This is a genomic window from Pseudomonas sp. MF06569, assembly GCF_059862735.1.
Map to the genome: position 1 here is coordinate 13,113 of NZ_JCBCUZ010000016.1, position 23,360 is coordinate 36,472.

Genomic DNA, 23,360 nt, shown 5'->3' on the forward strand with positions numbered 1-23,360 from the left:
CTTCACGCACCCGGCACAAAATGCTTCTGTGCCGTGCCGTGGGCAATCAGTCGTGACAGGTAGTTCATTTTGTCGGCATCCTGATCGACAAAGCGGAAGGTCAGTTGCAGCCAGGCACTGTCCGGTTTTGGCTCATACGCCACGATGGCATGCAGATAACCATTCAAGCGCGCCACCTCGGCGCTCTCGCCCTGCTCAAGGTCCAGTACGGCGCTGTCCAGCACCTGAGGCAGCACGTCGCCGCGACGCACCACCAGCAGCGCCTCCTTAAGGCTCAGTGCCTTGATCACACACGTCTGTATACCGCTGGGCAAACGCAGCTGTCCTTGGCCACGGCTTGTCAGTGTCGGCGCGGGCACTGGGACCGGTCGCGGTGCAGGGGCCGCCGGTGCAGGGGTTACGACCTGCGCCTTGCCGCCGGTCAACGCATTGAGCGAATCATTGCCAAATGCCGAGCTCATGCGTGCCGGTGCGCTGGACATCACCGAGTCGAGCAACCCGGCCTTGGTGAACGCTTTCTTCACTTTGGACAGCAACTGCTCGTTGGTAAAAGGCTTGCTGACGAAGTCCGAAACCCCTGCCTGAATGGCCTGGATCACGTTCTCTTTGTCACCTCGGCTGGTGACCATGATAAAGGGCAACGTTTTCAACCGGTCCTGCTCGCGACACCAGCTCAACAGCTCAAGGCCGGACATCTCTGGCATTTCCCAGTCGCACAGCACCAGATCGAAGGCTTCGCGGGTCAGCAGGGTCTGGGCTTTGCGGCCGTTGACCGCGTCTTCGATCCTGATACCCGGAAAATAGTTACGCAGGCAATTTTTAATCAGGTCACGAATAAACGACGCGTCATCCACCACCAGCACACTCACCTTGCTCATCGACTGCTCCTTGGATATGAACGCCCAAAAACCAAAACGCCCGGCATTGAGCCGGGCGCTTTTTAGATCAGGCTGTCTTATTTATCGTCAGGCGGCGGCGCAACATTAGCGCTATCCGCGCCGGTGCCCTGAACTTCTTCGCGCATGCGCTTGAGGCCCATGTGCCGCACGTCAGTACCGCGCACCAGATAAATCACCAGTTCCGAGATATTGCGGGCGTGGTCGCCGATACGCTCCAGCGAACGCAGCACCCAGATGATGCTCAGCACGCGCGAGATCGAGCGCGGGTCTTCCATCATGTAAGTGGCCAGCTCACGCAGCGCGGTCTTGTATTCGCGGTCGATGATTTTGTCGTACTGGGCCACCGACAGGGCGAGGTCGGCATCGAAACGGGCAAAGGCGTCCAGTGCATCGCGCACCATGTTGCGCACCTGATCACCGATGTGACGCACTTCAACATAACCCCGCGGCGCCTCACCCTCTTCGCATAACTGGATGGCCCGGCGCGCGATTTTGGTCGCTTCGTCACCGATGCGCTCAAGGTCGATCACCGACTTGGAGATGCTGATGATCAGACGCAAGTCAGAGGCCGCAGGCTGACGACGGGCCAGAATGCGCAGGCATTCCTCGTCGATGTTGCGCTCCATCTGGTTGATCTGTTCATCAATCTCGCGCACCTGTTGGGCCAGGCCCGAGTCGGCCTCGATCAACGCGGTCACCGCATCATTGACCTGCTTCTCGACCAGGCCGCCCATCGCCAGCAGGTGGCTGCGCACGTCTTCGAGTTCCGCGTTGAACTGCGCGGAAATGTGATGGGTGAGGCCATCCTTTGAAATCATGGTTCTGCTCCGCAAAAGCTGTGAGCTGCGCGCTGTAAGCGGCTAGCCAAATTGTCGATACGTCGAACGGTCACTGCCGCTCAAACTAGCCATAGCGCCCGGTGATGTAGTCTTCGGTCTGCTTCTTGGCCGGGTTGGTGAACAGCGTGTCGGTGTCGCCGTACTCGACCATTTTGCCCATGTACATGAACGCCGTGTAGTCCGAAACACGAGCCGCCTGTTGCATGTTGTGGGTCACGATCACGATGGTGAACTTGGACTTGAGCTCATAGATCAGCTCTTCGACCTTCAATGTCGAGATCGGATCGAGTGCCGAGCAAGGCTCATCGAGCAGCAACACTTCGGGTTCTACCGCGATGGTGCGGGCAATCACCAGACGCTGTTGCTGACCACCGGACAGGCCCAGTGCCGATTCGTGCAGGCGGTCCTTGACCTCATCCCACAACGCCGCGCCCTTGAGTGCCCATTCAACCGCTTCGTCCAGAACGCGCTTTTTGTTGATGCCCTGAATCCGCAGGCCGTAGACCACGTTCTCGTAGATGGTCTTGGGGAACGGGTTAGGCTTCTGGAACACCATACCGACGCGACGGCGCAGCTCAGCGACGTCCTCGCCCTTGCGGTAGATGTTGTTGCCGTACAGGTTGATCTCGCCTTCTACGCGGCAACCGTCTACCAGATCGTTCATGCGGTTGAAGGTACGCAGCAGCGTGGACTTGCCACAGCCCGATGGACCGATAAACGCCGTGACCCGTTGTTTCGGAATATTCAGGGTCACGTCGTACAGCGCTTGTTTTTCGCCGTAGTAAAGATTCAGGCCCGGCACTTCAATGGCGACTTCTTCGTTGTCCAGGTTCAAGCTTTGTTTGGTGCGACCCAAGGCTGACATGTTGATGCCGTGGGCTGAGGATTCATGCTGCATGGGTTACTCCATACGCTAAAAATTCGTTCCGGTTTTCAGTCACCGGGTTTCTTCTGTGGGGGCGGGCTTGCTCGCGATTCAGGCACCTCGGTTTCACGTTGAAACCTTACCGATACCATCGCGGGCAAGCCCGCTCCCACAGGTCATGTGTCTATCAGCTATCCAGCGCCTTGTACTTCTCGCGCAGGTGGTTACGAATCCACACCGCCGACAGGTTCAGGGTCGCGATGACCAGCACCAGCAGCAGTGCCGTGGCATAGACCAGCGGGCGTGCAGCTTCGACGTTCGGGCTCTGGAAGCCGACGTCATAAATATGGAAGCCCAAGTGCATGATCTTCTGGTCAAGGTGCAAGTACGGGTAGTTGCCGTCCAGCGGCAGCGACGGCGCCAGCTTGACCACGCCCACCAGCATCAGCGGTGCCACTTCACCGGCCGCACGGGCCACGGCGAGGATCATGCCGGTCATCATGGCCGGACTGGCCATCGGCAGCACGATCTTCCAGAGCGTTTCGGATTTGGTCGCACCCAGCGCCAGCGAGCCTTCGCGAACGGTACGCGGAATGCGCGCCAGCCCTTCCTCAGTGGCCACGATCACTACCGGCACCGCCAGCAGCGCCAGCGTCAGTGAAGCCCACATCAAGCCCGGCGTACCAAAGGTCGGCGCAGGCAATGCCTCAGCGAAGAACAAGCGGTCTACCGAACCACCCAGCACATACACAAAGAAGCCCAGACCAAACACGCCGTAAACAATGGCCGGTACACCCGCCAGGTTGTTCACCGCTATACGGATCACCCGGGTCAGGGTGTTTTGCTTGGCATATTCACGCAGGTAAACCGCTGCCAGCACACCAAACGGCGTCACGATCACAGCCATGATCAACGTCATCATCACCGTGCCGAAAATAGCCGGGAAGATCCCGCCCTCGGTGTTGGCTTCACGGGGATCCTGGCTCAGGAACTCCCAGATGTTGCTGAAATACATGGCCAGTTTCTGCCAGCTGTTCATGGCGTTCGGCTGGTAGGCCTTGACCACTTTGCCGATGCCGATTTCCAGCTCTTTGCCGTTGGCATCGCGAGCCGTGAGGCTGTCGCGGTTGAACTGTGCGTGCAACTCACCCAGGCGATCTTCGATGGCCTTGTAACGCGCATTCAGCTCGGCGCGTTCGGCTTCCATGTCGGCTTGTGCCTGCGGCGTCAGCTTGCCTTCCAGTTCCAGCTTGCGACCATGCAGGCGGATACGCTCCAGCCCGTAGTTGATCGCGCCGATGTCTTTTTTCTCAAGCTGGCTGAGTTGCGATGCCAGGTCATTCACACGTTTGACCCGGGCTTGCAGCTCAGGCCAGGCGGCGGCACCTTCTGCCACCACCTTGCCGTTTTCTTTCACGTTAACCAGATAACCGTAAAAGTTGCCCCACTCGCGGCGCTCAATGGCCATCAGCTCTGGCGGCGTGCTCTGGTTGGTCAGCCACTCGCCGACCACCCAGGTAAAGTCGTTGCCGTTCAAGTCACGGTTGCCGACCTTGATCAGCTCGCGAGTCATGAACTCCGGGCCCTGCTCAGGGACTGGCAAGCCCGCGCTTTTCAGACGCTCGCGGGGTACTTCTTCCTTTTGCACCACTTCGCCGACCACCAGGTGATTGGCATCACCCGGCACGTTGTACTCGGCGTGGATCAGATCGGCAGGCCAGAAGTGACCCAGGCCACGCACGGCGATCACCGACAGCAAGCCGATGGTCATGATGACGGCGATGGACACCGCACCACCGCTGATCCAGACGCCAGGAGCGCCGCTCTTGAACCAGCCTTTGAGGGAGTTCTGTTTCACAGACTTCTACCTTCCTTAAAGCGACGAATATTTCTTGCGCAGACGCTGACGGATCAGCTCGGCAAGAGTGTTCATGACAAAGGTGAACAGCAGCAGCACCAGCGCCGAGAGGAACAGCACGCGGTAATGGCTACCGCCTACTTCCGACTCCGGCATTTCCACCGCCACGTTTGCCGCCAAGGTACGCAGGCCTTCGAACAGGTTCATTTCCATGACCGGGGTGTTACCGGTGGCCATCAACACAATCATCGTCTCGCCGACCGCACGGCCCATGCCGATCATCAGTGCCGAGAAGATCCCCGGGCTGGCCGTCAGGATCACCACGCGGGTCATGGTTTGCCACGGTGTGGCACCCAGCGCCAGCGAACCCAGGGTCAGGCCACGAGGCACGCTGAACACGGCATCTTCAGCAATCGAGTAGATGTTGGGGATAACCGCAAAACCCATTGCCAGGCCCACTACCAGTGCGTTGCGCTGGTCGTAGGTAATGCCCAGGTCGTGGGAGATCCACATGCGCATGTCACCGCCAAAGAACCAGGCTTCCATATACGGGCTCATGTACAGCGACAGCCAGCCCACAAACAGCAGCACCGGAATCAGGATCATGCTTTCCCAACCATCCGGTACTCGCAGGCGGATCGACTCGGGCAGACGGCTCCAGGTGAAACCGGCAACCAAAATACCAATCGGCATCAACATCAACAGACTGAAGATCCCCGGCAGATGCCCCTCGACATACGGTGCCAGGAACAGACCGGCAAAGAAGCCCAGAATCACCGTCGGCATCGCTTCCATCAGCTCGATCACCGGCTTGACCTTGCGGCGCAGGCTCGGCGCCATGAAGTAAGCGGTATAAATCGCGGCAGCTACGGCCAGTGGCGCAGCCAGCAACATGGCGTAGAACGCAGCCTTCAACGTACCGAAGGTCAATGGCGCTAGGCTCATCTTCGGTTCGAAGTCCGTGTTGGCGGCGGTCGACTGCCAGACGTATTTAGGCTCGTCGTAGTTCTCGTACCAGACCTTGCTCCACAGCGCGCTCCAGGACACTTCCGGGTGCGGGTTCTTCAAGGTCAGTGGCAGCAGCTTGCCGCCCTCTTCCACGATGATGCGGTTGGCACGCGGCGACAACGCCATGATGCCAGGGCCTTCGGCAACTTTTTCGACCAGCAGGGTGCGGTGCGCAGTGCTGTGGAACACACCGATCTCACCGGCCGCATCCAGGGCCAGGAAGCCCTTGCGACGCTGCTCGGCAGTGATTTCAACAATCGGCGAAGTGCCCATCTGGAAGCTGCGAATATGCTTGAAGCGTTGTTCGCCATCCGGGTCGCGGGCCATGAACCATTGGCTCAGACCGCCCTTCGAATCACCAAAGATCAGCGAGATGCCACCCACCAGCTGCGTACTGGCAGTGATCTCGGTCGTTGCGTCATCTGCCAGCGTGTAACGACCGTTGAGGCTCTTGTCGCGCAGGCTGAACACATCCACCAGGGCCCGATCGTTGACCACATACAACCACTGCTGACGCGGGTCGATGTAGAGCGCTTTAACCTGCTTGGTCATTTGCGGCAGATCGATGCGGGTCTCGGTGTTCGTGACCTCTTCGGTCATCATGTTTTCTTCGCGGGCCAACGACACCACATGCAACTGCGCGCCGGTTGAACCCGCCAGCACCAGCGTCGAATCGTTCACGCTGAGGTTAACGTGATCCAGTGCCCTGCCTTGCGGGTCCAGGACGACGGGCGTTTCACCGTAGGGGTACTCAACTGCAGGGGTGATGGTCTTTTTGTTGTCCGGATAGCTGACGCGATAGGTGTGACGGAACACCAGCGCCTGGCCGTTGGACAAGCCCAGTACAACCACCGGATTACCCGGCTGATCCTCGCCTAGCGAAGTCACTTGCGTGCCCGCTGGCAACGGCAAGTTGACCCGCGACAGCTCTTCGCCATTCTTCACATTGAAGAACAGCACCATGCCCTTGTCGGATACCCGCATGCCGACTTGATTCTGCTCCTCGACGGAGATCATCAAAGGCTTGCCGGCGTCCTGCATCCAGACCGGCGTAATCGCCTGCTTGGCATTCAGGTCGGCGCCCTGGAACAGTGGGTAAACCACATAGCCCAGGAAGAAGAAAATCAGGGTAATGGCGCCGAGCACGGCAAGACCGCCGATAAATACATACCAGCGGGTCAAGTGGTCTTTAAGCGCGCGGATACGGCGCTTGCGCTGCAGTTCAGGCGTATTGAAATCAATGCGCTTGGGAGCGGATGTCGTAGTCATTGGGGAATTGGCCAGATCATTCATGCGCACACCCTAGCGGTCCTGTATGACAGAAAGATGACAAAGCAGTGACGCAAAAAATCCGCCGCCCAACGGTGCCGGCAGCGGAGTGAAAAATGAGATGAAGCAGAAGTGAAATAACCCTGTAGTCGCTGCCGCAGCCTGCGAAGGGTTGCGCAGCAACCCGTTGAACTGAGGTCTGCGCGATCCTTTTCGCAGCCTTCGGCAGCGACTACACAGTCATTACTTCTTGGCGACGTCAGCGCCGCCTTCTTTCAGGCCCAGGTCAGCCAAGGCTTTGGCAGCGACTTTGGCTGGCAGAGGGATGTAGCCGTCTTTGACAACCACTTCCTGACCTTGCTTGGACAGAACCAGCTTGATGAACTCGGCTTCGAGCGGGTTCAGCGGCTTGTTCGGCGCCTTGTTCACATACACGTAGAGGAAACGCGACAGCGGGTACTTGCCGTTCAATGCGTTTTCTTCGGTGTCTTCGATGAACTCGGTGCTGCCTTTTTTAGCCAAAGGCACGGTCTTCACACTGGCGGTCTTGTAACCGATACCCGAGTAACCGATGCCGTTCAGCGAGCTACTGATCGACTGAACCACCGAGGCAGAGCCCGGCTGTTCGTTCACGTTAGGCTTGAAGTCACCTTTACACAGGGCTTCTTCCTTGAAGTAACCGTAAGTGCCGGATACCGAGTTGCGACCAAACAGTTGCACCGGCTTGTTGGCCAGGTCGCCCGTCACACCCAGATCACCCCAGGTCTTGATGTCGGATTTGCCGCCACACAGACGCGTGGAGGAGAAGACAGCGTCTACTTGCTCCATAGTCATGTGCTTGATCGGGTTGTCTTTGTGCACGAACACGGCCAGGGCATCCACTGCCACCGGGATAGCGGTCGGCTTGTAGCCGTACTTCTGCTCGAAAGCAGCCAGTTCGTTGTCTTTCATCTTGCGGCTCATCGGGCCCAGGTTAGCGGTGCCTTCAGTAATCGCAGGCGGCGCGGTCGAAGAACCGGCAGCTTGAATCTGGATGTTCACGTTTGGATATTCTTTCTTGTAAGCCTCGGCCCACAAGGTCATCAAGTTCGCCAGGGTGTCAGAACCAACGCTGGACAGGTTGCCCGATACACCTGTTGTCTTCACATAGGGCTGAATAGCCGGGTCAACACCAGCGGCAACCGCATTGGCAGTTGCAACGCCTGCGGCAACAAAAGTCAGGGCCGCCATAACACGCTTCAGTTTCATGCCTTACTCCTAACAAACGGGGTTAGATGAATCGGGGGCCAGTATCTGCAGGCCATGTGACTACTCTATGAACCGATTGTGACAATTAGATGAAAGGCCATCATTCGTTACAAATGATGGCCTTCAGGGAGAGGCTAACGAGGTGTCGCGACAGACAAGCCGTCGATCAGCGCCCCTTCTTCCACAGGTAAGCACCCACCAACAGGCCCATCGTGCAAATGATTGCCACGTAATACGCCGGGCCCATCGGGCTTTCCTTGAGCAACAAGGTAACGGCCATTGGGGTCAGGCCGCCAAAGATGGCGTAGGCCAGGTTGTAGGAAAACGACAGACCACTAAAGCGCACCACCGCCGGGAAAGCTTTAACCATCACGTAGGGCACGGCGCCGATGGTGCCTACAAACAGACCGCTCAAGGCATACAACGGGAACAGCCAGTCGGGGTGTTGCAGCAGGCTGTGATAGAAGGTCCACGAGCTGATCAGCAACCCGGCGCAACCCACCACAAACACTTTGCCCGCACCAAAGCGGTCAGCCAGGGCGCCCGAGGCAATGCAGCCCAAGCTCAAGAAAACGATCGCAAGGCTGTTGGCCTGCAACGAGGTCGTCGCAGAAAAACCGTAGATGGTTTGCAGAACCGTCGGCGTCATCAGGATGACCACAATGATCCCGGCAGACAGCAACCAGGTCAGCAGCATCGAGATCACAATCGCCCCGCGGTGATCACGCAACACGGTCTTGAGCGGGACTTCAGCGGCCAGCGCCTTGCGCAGTTGCAACTCGGCGAACACCGGAGTCTCGTGCAACCAGCGACGCAGGTAGACCGAGAACAAACCGAATACACCGCCCATCAGGAATGGGATCCGCCACGCGAAATCAGAGACTTCAGCCGGTGTGTAGATCGTATTGATGGCCGTGGCCATCAACGAGCCCAGCAGAATCCCTGCCGTCAGCCCGCAGGTCAGTGTGCCGCAGGCATAGCCCACATGGCGTGGCGGTACGTGCTCGGCCACAAATACCCAAGCTCCCGGCACTTCACCCCCAATGGCGGCGCCCTGGATCACACGCATCAGCAGCAACAGGATCGGCGCCCACATGCCGATCTGCGCATAGGTCGGCAGCAAGCCCATGATCAAGGTCGGTACGGCCATCATGAAGATGCTCAAGGTGAACATCTTTTTGCGCCCCAGCAGGTCACCAAAGTGCGCCATGACAATGCCGCCCAGCGGACGCGCCAGATAACCGGCAGCAAAAATGCCGAAGGTTTGCATCAGGCGTAGCCACTCGGGCATGTCCGCCGGGAAGAACAATTTGCCGACCACGGTGGCAAAAAACACAAAAATAATGAAATCGTAAAACTCCAGCGCACCACCCAGGGCAGACAGCGACAAGGTTTTGTAGTCATTACGGGTCAACGGCCGCGAAGGCGGTGCAGCACTGGAAGGCTCTGTGATCATGGGGTAATGCTTCTCTTATTAGGCTCGGCAAAAGCTGCAACTTCGCCGGCAGGGGCTGGGCAGGTTTTGAAAGATAACAAATTGTTTGCAAAAGCACAGAGCTAGACGTGCAGCGCACGCAAAAAGCAGTATCAGGAGGTCGTCGGCCAGGCTGTCGCCCGATATACTCCCGCTGTAAGAAATACTTGGTAACTTCTGAGGTTGCTGTGCGAAAACGCCCGCAGGATGACTTCAGCCGGTTTCGCAGAGTTTCCCCTTGGCGCGGCTTATGAAGAACGTGACGAACGTAGTATGTTCGGGCTGAATCGTTTTTCTAAAGACGCTTTTTCACCCGCAGTACTCATGAAGAATCACGGGTCAGAGGCCCTTCGGCATGCTAGAGCTCGAACAAGAAGATCCAATCCCGCAAGGCGACCTCGCCTTGCAAATCACCGCCCTGCCACGTGAAACCAATGGTTTCGGTGACATTTTCGGTGGCTGGCTGGTTTCACAAATGGACCTCGCCGGTACCGCTATGGCCAGTAAGGTTGCAGGTGGCCGTGTAGCCACTGTCGCTATTGATCGCATGGCGTTTCTGGTGCCTGTGGCCGTTGGCGCGCAATTGTCGTTCTACACCCAGGCACTGGAGATCGGCCGCAGCTCGATCCAGATGATGGTTGAAGTGTGGAGTGACGACCCGTTGTCCAGCGAGTGGCGCAAAGTGACCGAAGCCGTCTTTGTGTTTGTTGCCATCGATGGCAGCGGTCGTACCCGCTCCGTTCCACCGCGTCGCTGAATTTTTCGCGGTTTGCCTGCCCACTGCTGCCTTTGCCACTGAAATAGAGAGCCTGCCATGCACCATATTGAGTCAGTCACCCTGGACGAACTGGAGTGCTGGCACTTCCAGCATGGTCAGGCACAACTGTTGATCGCAAAACAGGGCGCACAGGTACTCAGCTATCAGATAGGCGATGAGCCTCCCATTATCTGGCTCAACGAAAAAGCGCAGTACAAACAGGGCAAAGGCATTCGCACTGGCGTGCCAGTGTGCTGGCCATGGTTTGGCAATCTGGCGCTGAACCCGCAAAGCGTACAGGCCATGCGCCACAGTGATGAGCCTGCCACCGCTCACGGCCTGGTACGTACCCGCGAGTGGGAAGTGCTGGAGATCGATGATGCGGGCGAAGCGCTGCATATTGAACTGGGCCTGCCCCACATCGAAGGCGGCCTGCCCGGCTGGCCCCACGATGTGGCGCTCACGTTGAGCATTCGCCTCGACACCCAGTTGCACATCAGCCTCACCAGCCATAATCGCAGCGACATCCCGGTCAGCATCAGCCAGGCGCTGCACAGTTACTTCGCGGTCAGTGACGTGCGCAAGGTTCAGGTTCAAGGGGTAGAAGGCCTGACCTACATCGATACGCTCAACGACTGGGAACACGTCAAACAGTCGGGCGACTTGACCTTCAGCGGCGAAACCGACCGCATCTATCTCGACACGCCGCAGCAACTGAGCATCGTCGACCCCGACTGGTCGCGCACCGTTGAGCTGACCAGCCGTGGCTCACGCTCAGCGGTGATCTGGAATCCGTGGATCGACAAGACTGCCAGCTTCAGCGATATTGCAGCAGATGGCTGGCAACGCATGCTGTGCATCGAAACCGCCAATGTGATGGACGACGTGATCACCCTGGAGCCAGGCGCCAGTCATACGATGGGTGTGAGCATTGCGAGCAAGCGGCTGAAAGCCTGATACACACAAAACCTGTGGGAGCGGGCTTGCTCGCGATGGCGTCAACTCGACAGGCCTGTCGTACCGAGTCGCTTGCATCGCGAGCAAGCCCGCTCCCACTAAGGTTTCAAGCCCTACAAATCTTCCTCGACCACCACCCGCACCTTGCTGGCATCCAGCGCATAGGCCGCATCGGCCAGGTCATTGCTGACCTTCTCGACCTTCAGCGTGCCCATGACCCAGAGCGGCGTGTAGATGTCATCCAGCTTCAGACCCTTGGGGTAGCGCACCAGCACCAACTGATTGGGCGGCGGAGGCGGCACATGAATGCAGGCGCCCGGGTACGGCACCAGGAAGAACAGCGTGCTGCGCCCCTTGGCATCGGTTTCCAGAGGCACGGGATAACCGCCCAGACGGATATTTTTACCGTTCATGCCCGCAACGGTTTTGCTGGAATACATCACGGCCGGCAAACCCTTGCTCTGCTTCAAACCACCCTTGTCGGTAAACGTACCATTGGCCTCGGGCGAGTCATGGTCAATTTCGGGCATTTGTTCGAGGGCTTTTTGATCCGACATCGGCATCAATTCAAGCCAGTCGGTTTCGGGCAGTTCTGCCGCGTGTACCAGGCCTGAGCCCAGCAAAAGAAAAGTCAGTAGAAGACGGCGCATGCAAGGCTCGATAAAAGAAGGATTGAACGCGCGCAGTTTAGCCCTCTCTGCGGCTGGCGCAGAGAGAACCAAAGCGTTAAATCAGGACTTTTTCGACACCATGCCGTAGATGATCAGCAAGATCACAGCACCTACCACGGCACCGATAAAACCGGCCCCCTCGCCCGCCTTGTAGATACCCAGCGCCTGGCCACCATAGGTAGCCGCCAGCGAACCGCCGATACCCAGCAGGATGGTCATGATCCAGCCCATGCTGTCGTCACCCGGTTTCAGGAAACGGGCCAGCAGGCCAACGATCAAGCCTATGAAAATGGTTCCGATGATGCCCATGGGCGCTTCCTCTTGATTAGATGGCGTTATACCAAAGCCTAGTCAGCACTTTGGCATCACGCCATCAGAGAGCAGCGACAACCCAATGGTTCCCGGCGAAAGCGATTTACGCTTCGTCGATCAGGGCTTCAACCTTGAGGATTTGCGCTTGCAGCGTGGCCATGTCTGCGCAGCGCAGGTTGGCGTGACCGACTTTACGGCCGACCTTGAACGCCTTGCCGTAGTGATGCAGATGGCAATCAGCAATCGCGATCACCTTTTCAACGGGTGGCACACTGCCGATGAAGTTGAGCATGGCGCTCTCACCGACCTTGGCCGTCGAACCCAGCGGCAAGCCAGCAATGGCCCGCAAGTGGTTTTCAAACTGGCTGCACTCGGCGCCTTCAGTGGTCCAGTGCCCGGAGTTGTGCACACGCGGGGCAATTTCGTTGGCCTTGAGGCCGCCGTCGACTTCGAAAAACTCGAATGCCATCACGCCGACATAATCCAGCTGCTTGAGCACACGGCTGGAGTAGTCTTCAGCCAAAGCTTGCAGCGGGTGATCCGTGCTGGCGACCGACAGCTTGAGAATGCCGCTGTCGTGGGTGTTGTGGACCAACGGATAGAAGCGGGTCTCGCCATCACGACCGCGTACGGCGATCAGCGACACTTCACCGGTAAACGGTACAAAACCTTCCAGCAGGCACGACACGCTGCCCAGTTCGGCAAACGTGCCCACTACATCGGCCGGTGTGCGCAGCACTTTCTGGCCCTTGCCGTCATAACCCAGGGTGCGGGTCTTGAGCACGGCAGGCAGGCCGATAGTGGCGACTGCCGCATCCAGGTCCGCCTGGGACTGAATGTCGGCAAACGCCGGCGTCGGAATGCCCAGGTCCTTGAACATGCTCTTTTCGAACCAGCGGTCACGAGCAATGCGCAACGCTTCGGCACTTGGATACACCGGGACGAATTGCGACAGGAAAGCCACGGTTTCAGCTGGAACGCTTTCGAACTCAAACGTCACCAGGTCGACTTCATCGGCCAGTTGGCGCAAGTGATCCGGGTCGCTGTAATCCGCACGCAGATGTTCGCCCAGTGCGGCTGCGCAGGCATCGGGAGCCGGGTCAAGGAAAGCGAAGTTCATGCCCAGCGGAGTGCCCGCCAAGGCCAGCATACGGCCCAGTTGGCCGCCACCGATTACACCGATTTTCATCGTCAGAAACCTCAGGCTACGCGCGGGTCTGGATTGTCCAGCACGCTGTCTGTCTGTTCAGCACGGAATGCTTTCAAAACGGTATGGAACTGCGGGTGTTTGGCACCCAGGATGCTCGCCGACAACAGGGCCGCGTTGATCGCGCCCGCTTTGCCGATGGCCAGGGTTGCAACCGGAATGCCAGCTGGCATTTGTACGATCGACAGCAGCGAGTCGACGCCCGACAGCATGGCCGACTGCACCGGAACACCCAGTACAGGCAAATGGGTTTTAGCCGCACACATGCCTGGCAGGTGGGCTGCGCCACCGGCACCAGCGATGATGACCTCGATCCCGCGGCCTTCGGCCTCTTCGGCATACTGGAACAGCAGATCCGGAGTGCGGTGGGCAGAGACCACTTTCACTTCGTAAGGAATGCCGAGTTTTTCCAGCATATCGGCGGTGTGGCTGAGGGTGGACCAATCGGACTTGGAGCCCATGATCACGCCTACCAGTGCACTCATCGTCGCGCCTCTTCTCTTGGGCGCCCGCAGGCGCGTCAAAAAACAACAAGCCACGTGGAGGATCCGACGTGGCTTGTTATAGGAATTAAGGCCGGTCAAGCCAGCCGAAGGCCGCGCAGTATACCGCAAAGAGGTGTTTTGACAGCACCTTTGGCGACCATCTGTCTTGCACGGTAAAAACGGCCCGGACGCCCGGTTTTATTGACTCTAAGGTCAAATGAAAAAAACACCTCAGGCCGGCGTTGGCGCCTGGCCGGTCGGGTTCTCCAACTTGCGCCACAACAACCGCACGTTGGCCTTGCGCACCAGGGCGCAGCGGTACAGGCGAATCTCCAGCGGCACATGCCATTGCGGGCCACCACACACCACCAGCTCACCTCGTGCCAGCTCGGCACGCACGCTCAGGTGCGGCACCCAGGCAATGCCCAACCCTTCCAGGGCCATGCTCTTGAGGCTGTCGGCCATGGCCGTTTCATAAATAGTGGTAAAGCGCAGACTGCGCTGGCGCAGCAGCAGATTCACCGAGCGGCCCAAAAACGCGCCAGCGCTATAGGCCAGCAACGGCACACTGCCTTCACCTTCAAGATCAAACAACGGCTTGCCGTCTGCATCGGCCGCACACACCGGGAGCATTTCGGTGTTGCCCAGGTGCAATGACGGAAAAATCTCCGGATCCATCTGCAAAGCAGCGTCCGGATCGTAGAAAGCCAGCATCAAATCGCAGCCGCCTTCGCGTAAAGCGTGCACCGCGTCTCCGACGTTAGTCGCAACCAGCCGGGTGGCGATATTCAGACCTTCATTGCGCAATTGGGCGATCCACCGCGGGAAAAACCCCAGCGCCAGGGAGTGTGCGGCAGCCACTTGCATGACCTCGCCCTGCCCGCCTTCGAGGTGATGAAGATGACGCAGCACCTCACCCAACTGCTCGACCACCGTACGTGCCGTAACCAAAAACAGCTGACCGGCCGCAGTCAACTCCACCGGGGTGCGGGAACGATTCACCAAGGTCAGCCCAAGCGCCGCTTCAAGGCTTCGAATACGCCGACTGAAGGCCGGCTGAGTGACGAAACGACGCTCTGCCGCCTGGGAAAAACTGCGAGTAGCAGCCAGGGCACTGAAGTCCTCTAACCATTTACTTTCGAGATTCATCGAGTCCTCCCGGACGCGCACCAAAATGGGTCACACGCTCGACGCGCCTGCCGCGTCACGTCGCCATTATGCCGTTTATGCATAGGATAGTGTTTAAAGGCATTGGCCCAAAATAGACTGCAGGCCTAGGATTCGCAGCGTTCCGGCCCAGACCGGGTTCATATCGAGATGATTTCTATCATGTCCTCCGCTGCATCTTTCCGTACCGAAAAAGACCTGCTTGGCGTACTCGAAGTACCGGCTCAAGCGTATTACGGCATCCAGACCCTGCGAGCGGTGCATAACTTCCGCTTGTCCGGCGTCCCGATCTCGCACTACCCGAAGCTGGTTGTGGGCCTGGCCATGGTTAAACAAGCCGCCGCTGACGCCAACCGCGAGCTGGGTCATCTGAGCGACGCCAAGCACGCTGCCATCAGCGAAGCCTGTGCCCGCCTGATCCGCGGCGATTTCCACGAAGAGTTCGTGGTGGACATGATTCAAGGCGGCGCTGGCACTTCAACCAACATGAATGCCAACGAAGTCATCGCCAACATCGCGCTGGAGGCTATGGGCCACCAGAAGGGCGAGTACCAGTACCTGCACCCTAACAACGACGTCAACATGGCGCAGTCGACCAACGACGCCTACCCGACTGCGATCCGTCTGGGTCTGCTGCTGGGTCACGATGCCATGCTTGCCAGCCTCGACAGCCTGATCCAGGCGTTCGCCGCCAAAGGCGTTGAGTTCAGCCACGTGCTGAAAATGGGCCGCACCCAACTGCAAGACGCCGTGCCGATGACCCTGGGTCAAGAGTTCCGCGCGTTTGCCACCACTTTGGGTGAAGACCTGGCACGCCTGAAAACACTGGCACCAGAGCTGCTGACCGAAGTGAACCTGGGCGGTACGGCCATCGGTACCGGCATCAACGCCGACCCGCGCTACCAATTGCTGGCCGTCAACCGTCTGGCAACCATCAGCGGTCACCCGCTGGTACCGGCTGCCGACTTGATCGAAGCCACGTCCGACATGGGCGCCTTCGTACTGTTCTCCGGCATGCTCAAGCGTACCGCGGTCAAACTGTCGAAGATCTGCAACGACTTGCGCCTGCTCTCCAGCGGCCCGCGCACCGGCATCAACGAAATCAACCTGCCAGCGCGTCAGCCAGGCAGCTCGATCATGCCAGGCAAGGTCAACCCGGTTATTCCGGAAGCCGTTAACCAGGTTGCGTTCCAGATCATCGGTAACGACCTGGCACTGACCATCGCTGCCGAAGGCGGTCAACTGCAACTGAACGTGATGGAGCCGCTGATCGCCTTCAAGATCTTCGACTCGATCCGCCTGCTGCAACGCGCCATGGACATGCTGCGCGAGCACTGCATCGTCGGCATCACCGCCAACGAAGCACGCTGCCGCGAACTGGTCGAGCACTCGATCGGTCTGGTGACTGCACTGAACCCGTACATCGGCTATGAAAACGCCACCCGTATCGCCCGTATCGCCCTTGAAAGCGGCCGTGGCGTACTGGAACTGGTGCGCGAAGAAGGCTTGCTCGACGACGCCATGCTCGACGACATCCTGCGCCCGGAAAACATGATTGCTCCGCGTCTGGTGCCTCTCAAGGCCTGATGCTGTAACACGCTCACCAGGTCGAGGGACTAGACACCTCTCACCTTTTGAGGGCCTGCAGATACGTCTGCAGGTCCTTTTTTTTGCCTGAAAAAAGGGCAAATCGGACACAAACTGATGCCTTTTAAGACGACTCGCACATGAAAAATCAATCACTTATGCAGACGCTTCCTGCGCTCCTAGGTATAGTGCCGCCCCTCTTCCTGTGCCCGGCCCCAGCACCAGCGGCCATCGCCAGCACGGAAACAGCATCGTAAACCAAGCAGCAACATGGCCAGGGTCTCATTGATCGCCTACGTTTATGCCTTGCTCAAGCAGGTGTAACGCGATATTTCGATCCGCCCGTGTTGCCATCAGATAAAAACAGCGAGGAATAATCCATGCTTGAAGTCATCAATGACTTCCTCTCAGGGAAAGTGCTAATCGTGCTTATGGTCGGGCTCGGTGGTTACTTCACGATCCGCTCGCGTTTCGTTCAGTTTCGTTACTTCCTGCACATGTTTTCGGTATTCAAAGACAGCCTGCGCAGCAGCGCCGGTGAACTGAGCTCGTTTCAGGCATTGATGCTGAGCCTGGCCGGCCGTGTAGGCGCGGGCAACATTGCCGGTGTCGGCATTGCCGTTACCCTGGGCGGACCGGGTGCCGTGTTCTGGATGTGGGTCACCGCACTGGTCGGCATGTCCAGCAGCCTGATCGAATGTTCCCTGGGCCAGCTGTACAAGCGTCGTGACGCCGAAGGCCAACTGCGTGGCGGTCCGTCCTTCTATATGAAGCATGGCCTGGGCAAATTGTGGATGGGCCAGTTGATGGCCGTGCTGCTGCTGATCACCTTCGGCTTCGCCTTCATGGGCCTGCAAGCCCACGCCGTAACTCACTCGCTGCAAGATGCCTTCGGTTTCGATGTCAGTTACTCAGGGCTGGCCATCGCCATTCTGCTGGGCCTGGTGTTTATCGGTGGTATCAAACGTATCGCTTCGGTGGCTGACCTGCTGGTACCGGTCAAGACCCTGGCCTACATCGCCGTGACCCTCTACGTAATCGTGCTGCAATTCGACCACGTGCCCGCCATGCTGGGCCATATCGTCAAGAGCGCCTTCGGCCTCGACCCGGTGTTTGGCGGCCTGATCGGCAGTGCGATCGTGATGGGCGTCAAACGTGGCGTATTCGCCAACGAAGCCGGTCTGGGCAGCGCCCCGAACGTGGCCGCCGTGGCCGATGTCGAACACCCGATCGCCCAAGGCGTGGTTCAGGCGTTCAGCGTATTCCTCGATACATTCGTGATCTGCACCTGCACCGCCTTGCTGATCCTGCTCTCGGGCTTCTACACACCAGGCTTTGAAGGCGACGGCATTGCCCTGACCCAGAACTCCCTGGCGGCCGTAGTCGGCGAGTGGGGCCGTGTGTTCATCAGCGTGGCCCTGGCGTTGTTCGTGTTCACCTCGATGCTCTACAACTACTACCTGGGCGAGAACAACCTGCGCTTCCTGGTCGGCGAAAGCCGCAAGGCGCTGATTGGCTACCGCGCACTGGTGCTGGTATTGATTTTCTGGGGCTCGATCGAAAACCTGCAGACCGTTTTCGCGTTCGCCGACATCGCCATGACCATGCTGGCCTTCGTTAACCTGATTGCCCTGGCGATGCTGTTCAAGATCTGCATGCGCGTGCTCAAGGACTACGATGACCAGCGCCGTGCGGGGATCAAGACACCGGTGTTCGATTCCAGTAAATTCCCGGATCTGGATCTGGACCTGAAGGCCTGGCCGCCAAAACCGGCCGACAAGGTCGAAGAAACAAAACGCTGATACTTGACGCGGCGGTTCTCCAGAACCGCCGCGTTTTTGCTTATGGGGACTCAACAATGACTGCAGCCACTCACCACCCTTCCCAACGCGTCATGGTGCTCTACACCGGGGGCACCATCGGCATGCAAGCCAGCGCCGGCGGCCTGGCGCCAGCGTCGGGTTTTGAAGCGCGCATGAGCGAGCACCTCGCCAGCCAACCGGCGCTGACAGTGCCGCAGTGGTCCTTTCGCGAGATGAGCCCGCTGATCGACAGCGCCAACATGACGCCTGCCTACTGGCTGCGCCTGCGTGGCGCGATCATCGAAGCCATCGAACAGGATGGCTGCGATAGCGTCCTGGTCCTGCACGGCACTGACACGTTGGCCTACAGTGCGGCAGCGATGTGTTTTCAACTGCTGGGGTTGCCAGCACCGGTGCTATTCACGGGCTCCATGCTGCCAGCAGGCGTACCGGACAGCGATGCCTGGGAAAACGTCAGCGGTGCACTGCAGGCGCTGGGTCAAGGCCAGCCTCACGGGGTTCAGCTGTACTTCCACGGCAAATTGATGGCCCCGACACGTTGCGCAAAGGTCCGTAGCTTTGGGCGCAACCCGTTTGTGGCGTTGACGCGCAACGGCGGCGTGGCCAAAGCCACATCACTGCCGGACGAGCTGGCCTACAACCATCCAGGGCACGAAGCCAGCGTGGGTGTATTGCCGCTGGTACCGGGAATTGGCGCAGCCCAGCTCGACGCACTGCTCAGCAGCGGGATCGAAGCGCTGGTGCTCGAATGCTTCGGCAGCGGCACTGGCCCCAGCGATAACCCGGATTTCCTCGCCAGCCTGCAACGGGCGCAGGAGAACGGCATTGTGGTGGTAGCCATCACTCAATGCCATGAAGGCGGTGTGGAACTGGACGTGTACGAAGCTGGCAGTCGTTTGCGTGGGGTTGGCGTGCTGTCAGGGGGTGGCATGACCCGTGAAGCCGTGTTCGGCAAACTGCATGCCCTGCTCGGTGCCGATCTGCCGCTGGCTGAAGTCCGGCGCCTGATCGAGCTGGACGTGTGCGGGGAACTGGCCTGATCGACGCGTAGCTGCGCCCGCCCCGGCACACAACTTGCTCGCTTCCTGCACCTCCATGCAGGAAACGAGCATGCTCCACTCTCATCTCACAACGCTCAACGCCGTTTCGCTGGTGCTCAGCACCTTCAATGCCGAAGGCTTGTCCAGCGAAGCACTGTTGGCGGGTAGCGGCATCCGGGCGGCGGACTTGAGCCGCGCAGACACACGCATCACGACCAATCAGGAGATGCGCGTGTGTGCCAACGCCGTGGCCTTGCGCCGCGAAATCGGCCTGGAGCTGGGCCGGCGAATGCATGTGTCGTCCTACGGAATGCTGGGTTACGCCCTACTCACCAGTGCCACCTTAGGTGACGCACTGCGTCTGGCTTTACGCTACCCGGCGCTGCTGGGAACACTTTTTGAGCTCAGCCTTGAGGTCGAAGGAGATCAGGTGTGGTTCTGCGCCAGCGGGTATGGCGAAGGCCCACAGCTCGCGGTATTCAATACCGAGTTATGCCTGGTTTCGCTCAAGGTCATTTGCGAAGACCTGCTCGGCCAACCGTTGCCACTATTGGGTGCACGCTTTGCCCACAGCGCGCCCGACTACCACGCCAGCTACGGGCAAAGCTTCGACTGCCCGCGCGTGTTCGAGGCCGACAGCAATGCGTTCGCTTTCGCCAAACGCTGGCTTGACTATCCCTTGCCGCTGGCCGATGCCGTTACCCATCAGGCGATGGCCGAGCGCTGCCGTAAACAGAACCTGGAATTCACCGGGCGGCAAACCTGGCTGGAACGTATCCGCCAACTCCTTGGCGCACAGATGCACGCCGCCCCGGGGCTTGAGGGGCTGGCCGAACAAATGAACTGCTCGCCGCGTACTCTGCGTCGCCATTTGCACGACGTGGGATGCAGCTATCAAACCCTGCTCGACGACTTGCGCTTCGAACGGGCCAAGCTGCTGCTCAACGACACCGATTGGCCCATCTACCGGATTGCCGAAACCCTGGGTTTCAGTGAGACCGCGAGCTTTCGCCACGCCTTTGTACGCTGGAGCGGGGTTGCGCCCAGCCAGTTCCGTGTTTGATTCAGGGGCGAATTTCGGTCAGTGATGTTGGCCACATTCATCCCCTTTTGGCCGCTCCTGCCGTTCTCTCAAACACCCCGGGCCGCAAAACTGTAGGCCACCGCCAAAGCCTTGGGAGAACAAGAACATGCTGACGATCTACTCGGACGATCATCACCTGCATCATGGCCGCTGTGAGTTGATGGACGGGCAATTGATGCCTTGCTTCGAAATGCCCTCTCGCGCCGACCATATTCTGCAGCGGGTACAAACCCGCGAACTGGGACCGGTGCGCGCGCCGCAAGACTTTGGTCGGGGCCCCATCGAACGTATCCACAGCGCCGCGTACCTAGATTTTTTCCAGGGCGCCTGGGATCGCTGGACAGAACACGGTCGTGACGGCGACTTGCTGCCATACACCTGGCCAGCCCGAACCTTGCGCGCAGTTTTGCCCACCAGCCTCCACGGCCAGCTCGGTTATTACAGCTTTGATGGCGGCGCCCCCATTACTGCGGGTACCTGGCAAGCGGCCTACAGCGCAGCGCAAGTCGCCCTGACCGCCCAGGCCGAGATTCAAAACGGCGCCCACAGCGCTTTCGCACTTTGCCGCCCACCCGGGCATCACGCTGCCAGCGACTTGATGGGCGGTTATTGCTACCTGAACAACGCAGCAATCGCAGCCCAGGCGTTCCTCGACCAGGGCCGTCGCAAAGTGGCGATCCTCGACGTGGACTATCACCACGGCAATGGCACGCAGTCGATTTTTTATGAGCGCAGCGACGTGCTATTTACCTCGATCCACGGCCATCCTGAAGCCGAGTTTCCGTTCTTCCTGGGCTACGAAGATGAACTGGGCGAAGGACCGGGCGAAGGTTTCAACTTCAACTATCCCCTGGCCGCAGGCTCGGCCTGGGATCGCTGGAGCGCAGCACTTGAATTGGCCTACTCCGAAATCGAAAGCTACGACGCTGACGTCATCGTGGTTTCACTGGGTGTGGATACGTTCAAGAACGACCCGATTTCCCAGTTCAAGCTCGACAGCCCGGACTACCTGCGCATGGGCGAACGCATTGCACGCCTGGGTAAACCAACGCTGTTTGTGATGGAAGGCGGCTACGCCGTTGAGGAAATCGGCGTGAATGCGGTGAACGTGCTCGAAGGGTTTGAAAGCGCGCAATGATCAAGCCCTGCCTGTGGGAGCGGGCTTGCTCGCGATTCAGCCGGTGCGGTCTGTCTGAATTAATGCGGTGCCCCTCTCGCGAGCAAGCCCGCTCCCACAGGTTCAACGGCTGCCATTCCACACCTTGCCCAGCCGCTCCAGCGCCGCCTTGATCTCCACTTCGGGCACCGCTGCAAACCCCAGCACCAGCCCCGCTCTTTTATCCACAGGCTCAATCGAGTCTTGCTGCCAATAACTGCTTAACCCGTTGATTTCCACTCCGGCCGTTTTGGCTTGCGCCAACAGTGCCTGCTCCCGCGCAAAGCTCGTCACCGGCACGGCAACATGCAACCCCGCGGCGATGGTCGGCATCGCCCCCACCCCGTCCAGCGTATGGGGCCAATTGGCCAGCAACACATCCCGTCGACTCAAGGCCGCACGACGCATCCGCCGAATGTGCCGCTGAAAATGCCCCGCCGCCATAAACTCAGCCATGACCGCCTGGGTGCTGACTTCCGAATGGCGCATGTCGAGGGATCGGCGCCGGGCAAACGGCTCGGTCAAACCTTTGGGAAGCACCAGGTACCCCAGCCGCAATGCCGGAAAGGCCACTTTGCCGAACGTGCCGACATAAATCACCCGACCACTACGGTCCAAAGCCGCCAACGGGGCCAGCGGCGCACCGCTGTAACGGTACTCGCCATCGTAGTCGTCTTCGACAATCCAGCCCTGGGTGCGCTCAGCCCAGGCCAACAGTTCCAAACGCCGGGCCAGGCTCAGGGTCACACCGCTCGGGTACTGGTGAGAGGGCGTCACGTAGGCCAGCCGACAGTTGCTCAAGTGTGCCAGTGCCGAACAATCCATACCGTCCTGATCCACCGCCACACCCTGCACATGCGCTCCGGCAATCGCGAACGCATAGGCTGCTGCGCGATAGCCCGGGTTCTCCACAGCCACCCCCTCGCCCGGCTCCACCAGCAGCTGTGCACAAAGGCTAATCCCCTGCTGCGCACCACTAGTGATCAAAATTTGATCACTAGTGCACGATAAACCCCGCGAAGTACGCAAATACGCCGCAATAAGTCCACGCAAGCGTTCATCACCAGCCGGATCGCCGTAACACAGTTGCTGCAAGTCTGGCTTACGCCAAAAAGCCGCCTGCAGCTTGCTCCATACCTCGAAAGGGAATAAGTCAAACGCCGGTACCCCTACTCGAAATGCACGAGGAACCCCACTGGGAGGCAGGTCAAGGGCGTGCTTTGCGACCCGGCTCAAAGCAGTGCTGTGGATAACTTTACTGGATGTAATTACAGGTAATTCAGCCTGTTTTGTGGATAACCCTGGGGATAAGCCTGTTGAAAACCCTGTGGATAAGTTGGTGGACAACTTTTTTATCGGCAGCGCTTTTTCAGGCAATTTTGCGACATAAGTGCCATCACCCACTCGCCCCTCAATAAACCCCTCGGCATACAACTGGTCATAGGCCCGCACCACGCTATTACGGGAAATACCAAGAGCAGTGGCCAGGTCACGGCTGGCCGGCAACCGCGCACCGCCACTCAACCGACCATCGAGCACGCGCTGGCGCAATGCCTGATACAGCTGGCGGCTCAGGCCTTTTTTCGGATCAAGCTCGATTCCGGCTGGGTTGAAGGCGATGGAAAGCGCTGAATCCGACATGAATTGGACCTAT

20 protein-coding genes are annotated in these 23,360 nt (G+C 59.0%); 7 read left to right on the forward strand and 13 right to left on the reverse strand.

Annotation, left to right across the window (positions count from 1 at the left end; translation table 11 throughout):
• Positions 1-2: 2 nt before the first annotated feature.
• From AC19YQ_RS15405 to AC19YQ_RS15435, 7 genes are all read right to left on the reverse strand, one after another.
• Positions 3-878 (reverse strand): response regulator, encoded by an 876-nt coding sequence (locus AC19YQ_RS15405; protein WP_500595446.1) that lies wholly within the window; start codon positions 876-878, stop codon positions 3-5.
• A gap of 77 nt (positions 879-955) precedes the next feature.
• Positions 956-1,717 (reverse strand): phosphate signaling complex protein PhoU, encoded by a 762-nt coding sequence (phoU, locus tag AC19YQ_RS15410; RefSeq protein WP_133074897.1) that lies wholly within the window; start codon positions 1,715-1,717, stop codon positions 956-958.
• A gap of 85 nt (positions 1,718-1,802) precedes the next feature.
• Complete coding sequence (gene pstB, locus AC19YQ_RS15415) at positions 1,803-2,636, reverse strand: phosphate ABC transporter ATP-binding protein PstB (RefSeq protein WP_500595447.1); 834 nt, start codon at positions 2,634-2,636, stop codon at positions 1,803-1,805.
• A gap of 154 nt (positions 2,637-2,790) precedes the next feature.
• Positions 2,791-4,461 carry a phosphate ABC transporter permease PstA gene (pstA, locus tag AC19YQ_RS15420; RefSeq protein WP_133074899.1) on the reverse strand — a complete coding sequence of 557 codons (1,671 nt, stop codon included), beginning with the start codon at positions 4,459-4,461 and terminating at the stop codon, positions 2,791-2,793.
• A gap of 15 nt (positions 4,462-4,476) precedes the next feature.
• Positions 4,477-6,762 (reverse strand): ABC transporter permease subunit, encoded by a 2,286-nt coding sequence (locus AC19YQ_RS15425; protein ID WP_339474963.1) that lies wholly within the window; start codon positions 6,760-6,762, stop codon positions 4,477-4,479.
• A 219-nt stretch (positions 6,763-6,981) separates the two neighbouring features.
• Positions 6,982-7,986 (reverse strand): phosphate ABC transporter substrate-binding protein PstS, encoded by a 1,005-nt coding sequence (locus AC19YQ_RS15430; protein ID WP_133074901.1) that lies wholly within the window; start codon positions 7,984-7,986, stop codon positions 6,982-6,984.
• Between the two features lie 166 nt (positions 7,987-8,152).
• Positions 8,153-9,442, reverse strand: coding sequence for an MFS transporter (locus AC19YQ_RS15435; protein ID WP_133074902.1), 1,290 nt, complete (start codon positions 9,440-9,442; stop codon positions 8,153-8,155).
• A 373-nt stretch (positions 9,443-9,815) separates the two neighbouring features.
• Here AC19YQ_RS15435 and AC19YQ_RS15440 point away from each other — a divergent pair, with 373 nt between their 5' ends.
• Both AC19YQ_RS15440 and AC19YQ_RS15445 read left to right on the forward strand, forming a co-directional pair.
• A complete protein-coding gene (locus AC19YQ_RS15440) occupies positions 9,816-10,217 on the forward strand; it encodes an acyl-CoA thioesterase (RefSeq protein WP_003438129.1) in 402 nt (133 codons plus the stop codon).
• A 57-nt stretch (positions 10,218-10,274) separates the two neighbouring features.
• Complete coding sequence (locus tag AC19YQ_RS15445; RefSeq protein ID WP_500595448.1) at positions 10,275-11,174, forward strand: D-hexose-6-phosphate mutarotase; 900 nt, start codon at positions 10,275-10,277, stop codon at positions 11,172-11,174.
• Positions 11,175-11,287: 113 nt separating this feature from the next.
• On the opposite strand, the gene AC19YQ_RS15450 is transcribed toward AC19YQ_RS15445, so the two are convergent.
• The 5 genes from AC19YQ_RS15450 to AC19YQ_RS15470 all read right to left on the reverse strand — a co-directional run bounded on the left by AC19YQ_RS15450 (position 11,288) and on the right by AC19YQ_RS15470 (position 14,998).
• Positions 11,288-11,824: a DUF3299 domain-containing protein gene (locus AC19YQ_RS15450; RefSeq protein ID WP_019826960.1), complete on the reverse strand. Its 537-nt coding sequence runs from the start codon at positions 11,822-11,824 to the stop codon at positions 11,288-11,290.
• 81 nt (positions 11,825-11,905) lie between these two features.
• A complete protein-coding gene (locus tag AC19YQ_RS15455; RefSeq protein WP_088378553.1) occupies positions 11,906-12,154 on the reverse strand; it encodes a GlsB/YeaQ/YmgE family stress response membrane protein in 249 nt (82 codons plus the stop codon).
• 106 nt (positions 12,155-12,260) lie between these two features.
• A complete protein-coding gene (locus tag AC19YQ_RS15460) occupies positions 12,261-13,346 on the reverse strand; it encodes a 5-(carboxyamino)imidazole ribonucleotide synthase (RefSeq protein WP_219261958.1) in 1,086 nt (361 codons plus the stop codon).
• 11 nt (positions 13,347-13,357) lie between these two features.
• On the reverse strand, positions 13,358-13,849 hold the full coding sequence (purE, locus tag AC19YQ_RS15465; RefSeq protein WP_016782937.1) for a 5-(carboxyamino)imidazole ribonucleotide mutase: 492 nt from the start codon (positions 13,847-13,849) through the stop codon (positions 13,358-13,360).
• A gap of 231 nt (positions 13,850-14,080) precedes the next feature.
• Positions 14,081-14,998, reverse strand: a complete 918-nt coding sequence (locus tag AC19YQ_RS15470) for a LysR substrate-binding domain-containing protein (RefSeq protein WP_219261959.1) — start codon at positions 14,996-14,998, stop codon at positions 14,081-14,083.
• Positions 14,999-15,178: 180 nt separating this feature from the next.
• Between AC19YQ_RS15470 and aspA the strand changes: the two genes are divergently transcribed.
• The 5 genes from aspA (at position 15,179) to AC19YQ_RS15495 (ending at position 21,688) form a co-directional block, all read left to right on the forward strand.
• Complete coding sequence (gene aspA / locus AC19YQ_RS15475; protein ID WP_019826952.1) at positions 15,179-16,603, forward strand: aspartate ammonia-lyase; 1,425 nt, start codon at positions 15,179-15,181, stop codon at positions 16,601-16,603.
• A gap of 380 nt (positions 16,604-16,983) precedes the next feature.
• Positions 16,984-18,405, forward strand: a complete 1,422-nt coding sequence (locus AC19YQ_RS15480) for an alanine/glycine:cation symporter family protein (protein ID WP_133074906.1) — start codon at positions 16,984-16,986, stop codon at positions 18,403-18,405.
• A 56-nt stretch (positions 18,406-18,461) separates the two neighbouring features.
• On the forward strand, positions 18,462-19,466 hold the full coding sequence (locus AC19YQ_RS15485) for an asparaginase (protein ID WP_326397183.1): 1,005 nt from the start codon (positions 18,462-18,464) through the stop codon (positions 19,464-19,466).
• Between the two features lie 70 nt (positions 19,467-19,536).
• Entirely contained in the window at positions 19,537-20,529 is a 993-nt protein-coding gene (locus AC19YQ_RS15490) for an AraC family transcriptional regulator (RefSeq protein WP_500595449.1), read from the forward strand.
• Positions 20,530-20,656: 127 nt separating this feature from the next.
• Complete coding sequence (locus AC19YQ_RS15495) at positions 20,657-21,688, forward strand: histone deacetylase family protein (protein WP_500595450.1); 1,032 nt, start codon at positions 20,657-20,659, stop codon at positions 21,686-21,688.
• Positions 21,689-21,790: 102 nt separating this feature from the next.
• On the opposite strand, the gene pdxR is transcribed toward AC19YQ_RS15495, so the two are convergent.
• Entirely contained in the window at positions 21,791-23,347 is a 1,557-nt protein-coding gene (pdxR, locus tag AC19YQ_RS15500; protein ID WP_500595451.1) for a MocR-like pyridoxine biosynthesis transcription factor PdxR, read from the reverse strand.
• Positions 23,348-23,360: the final 13 nt, after the last annotated feature.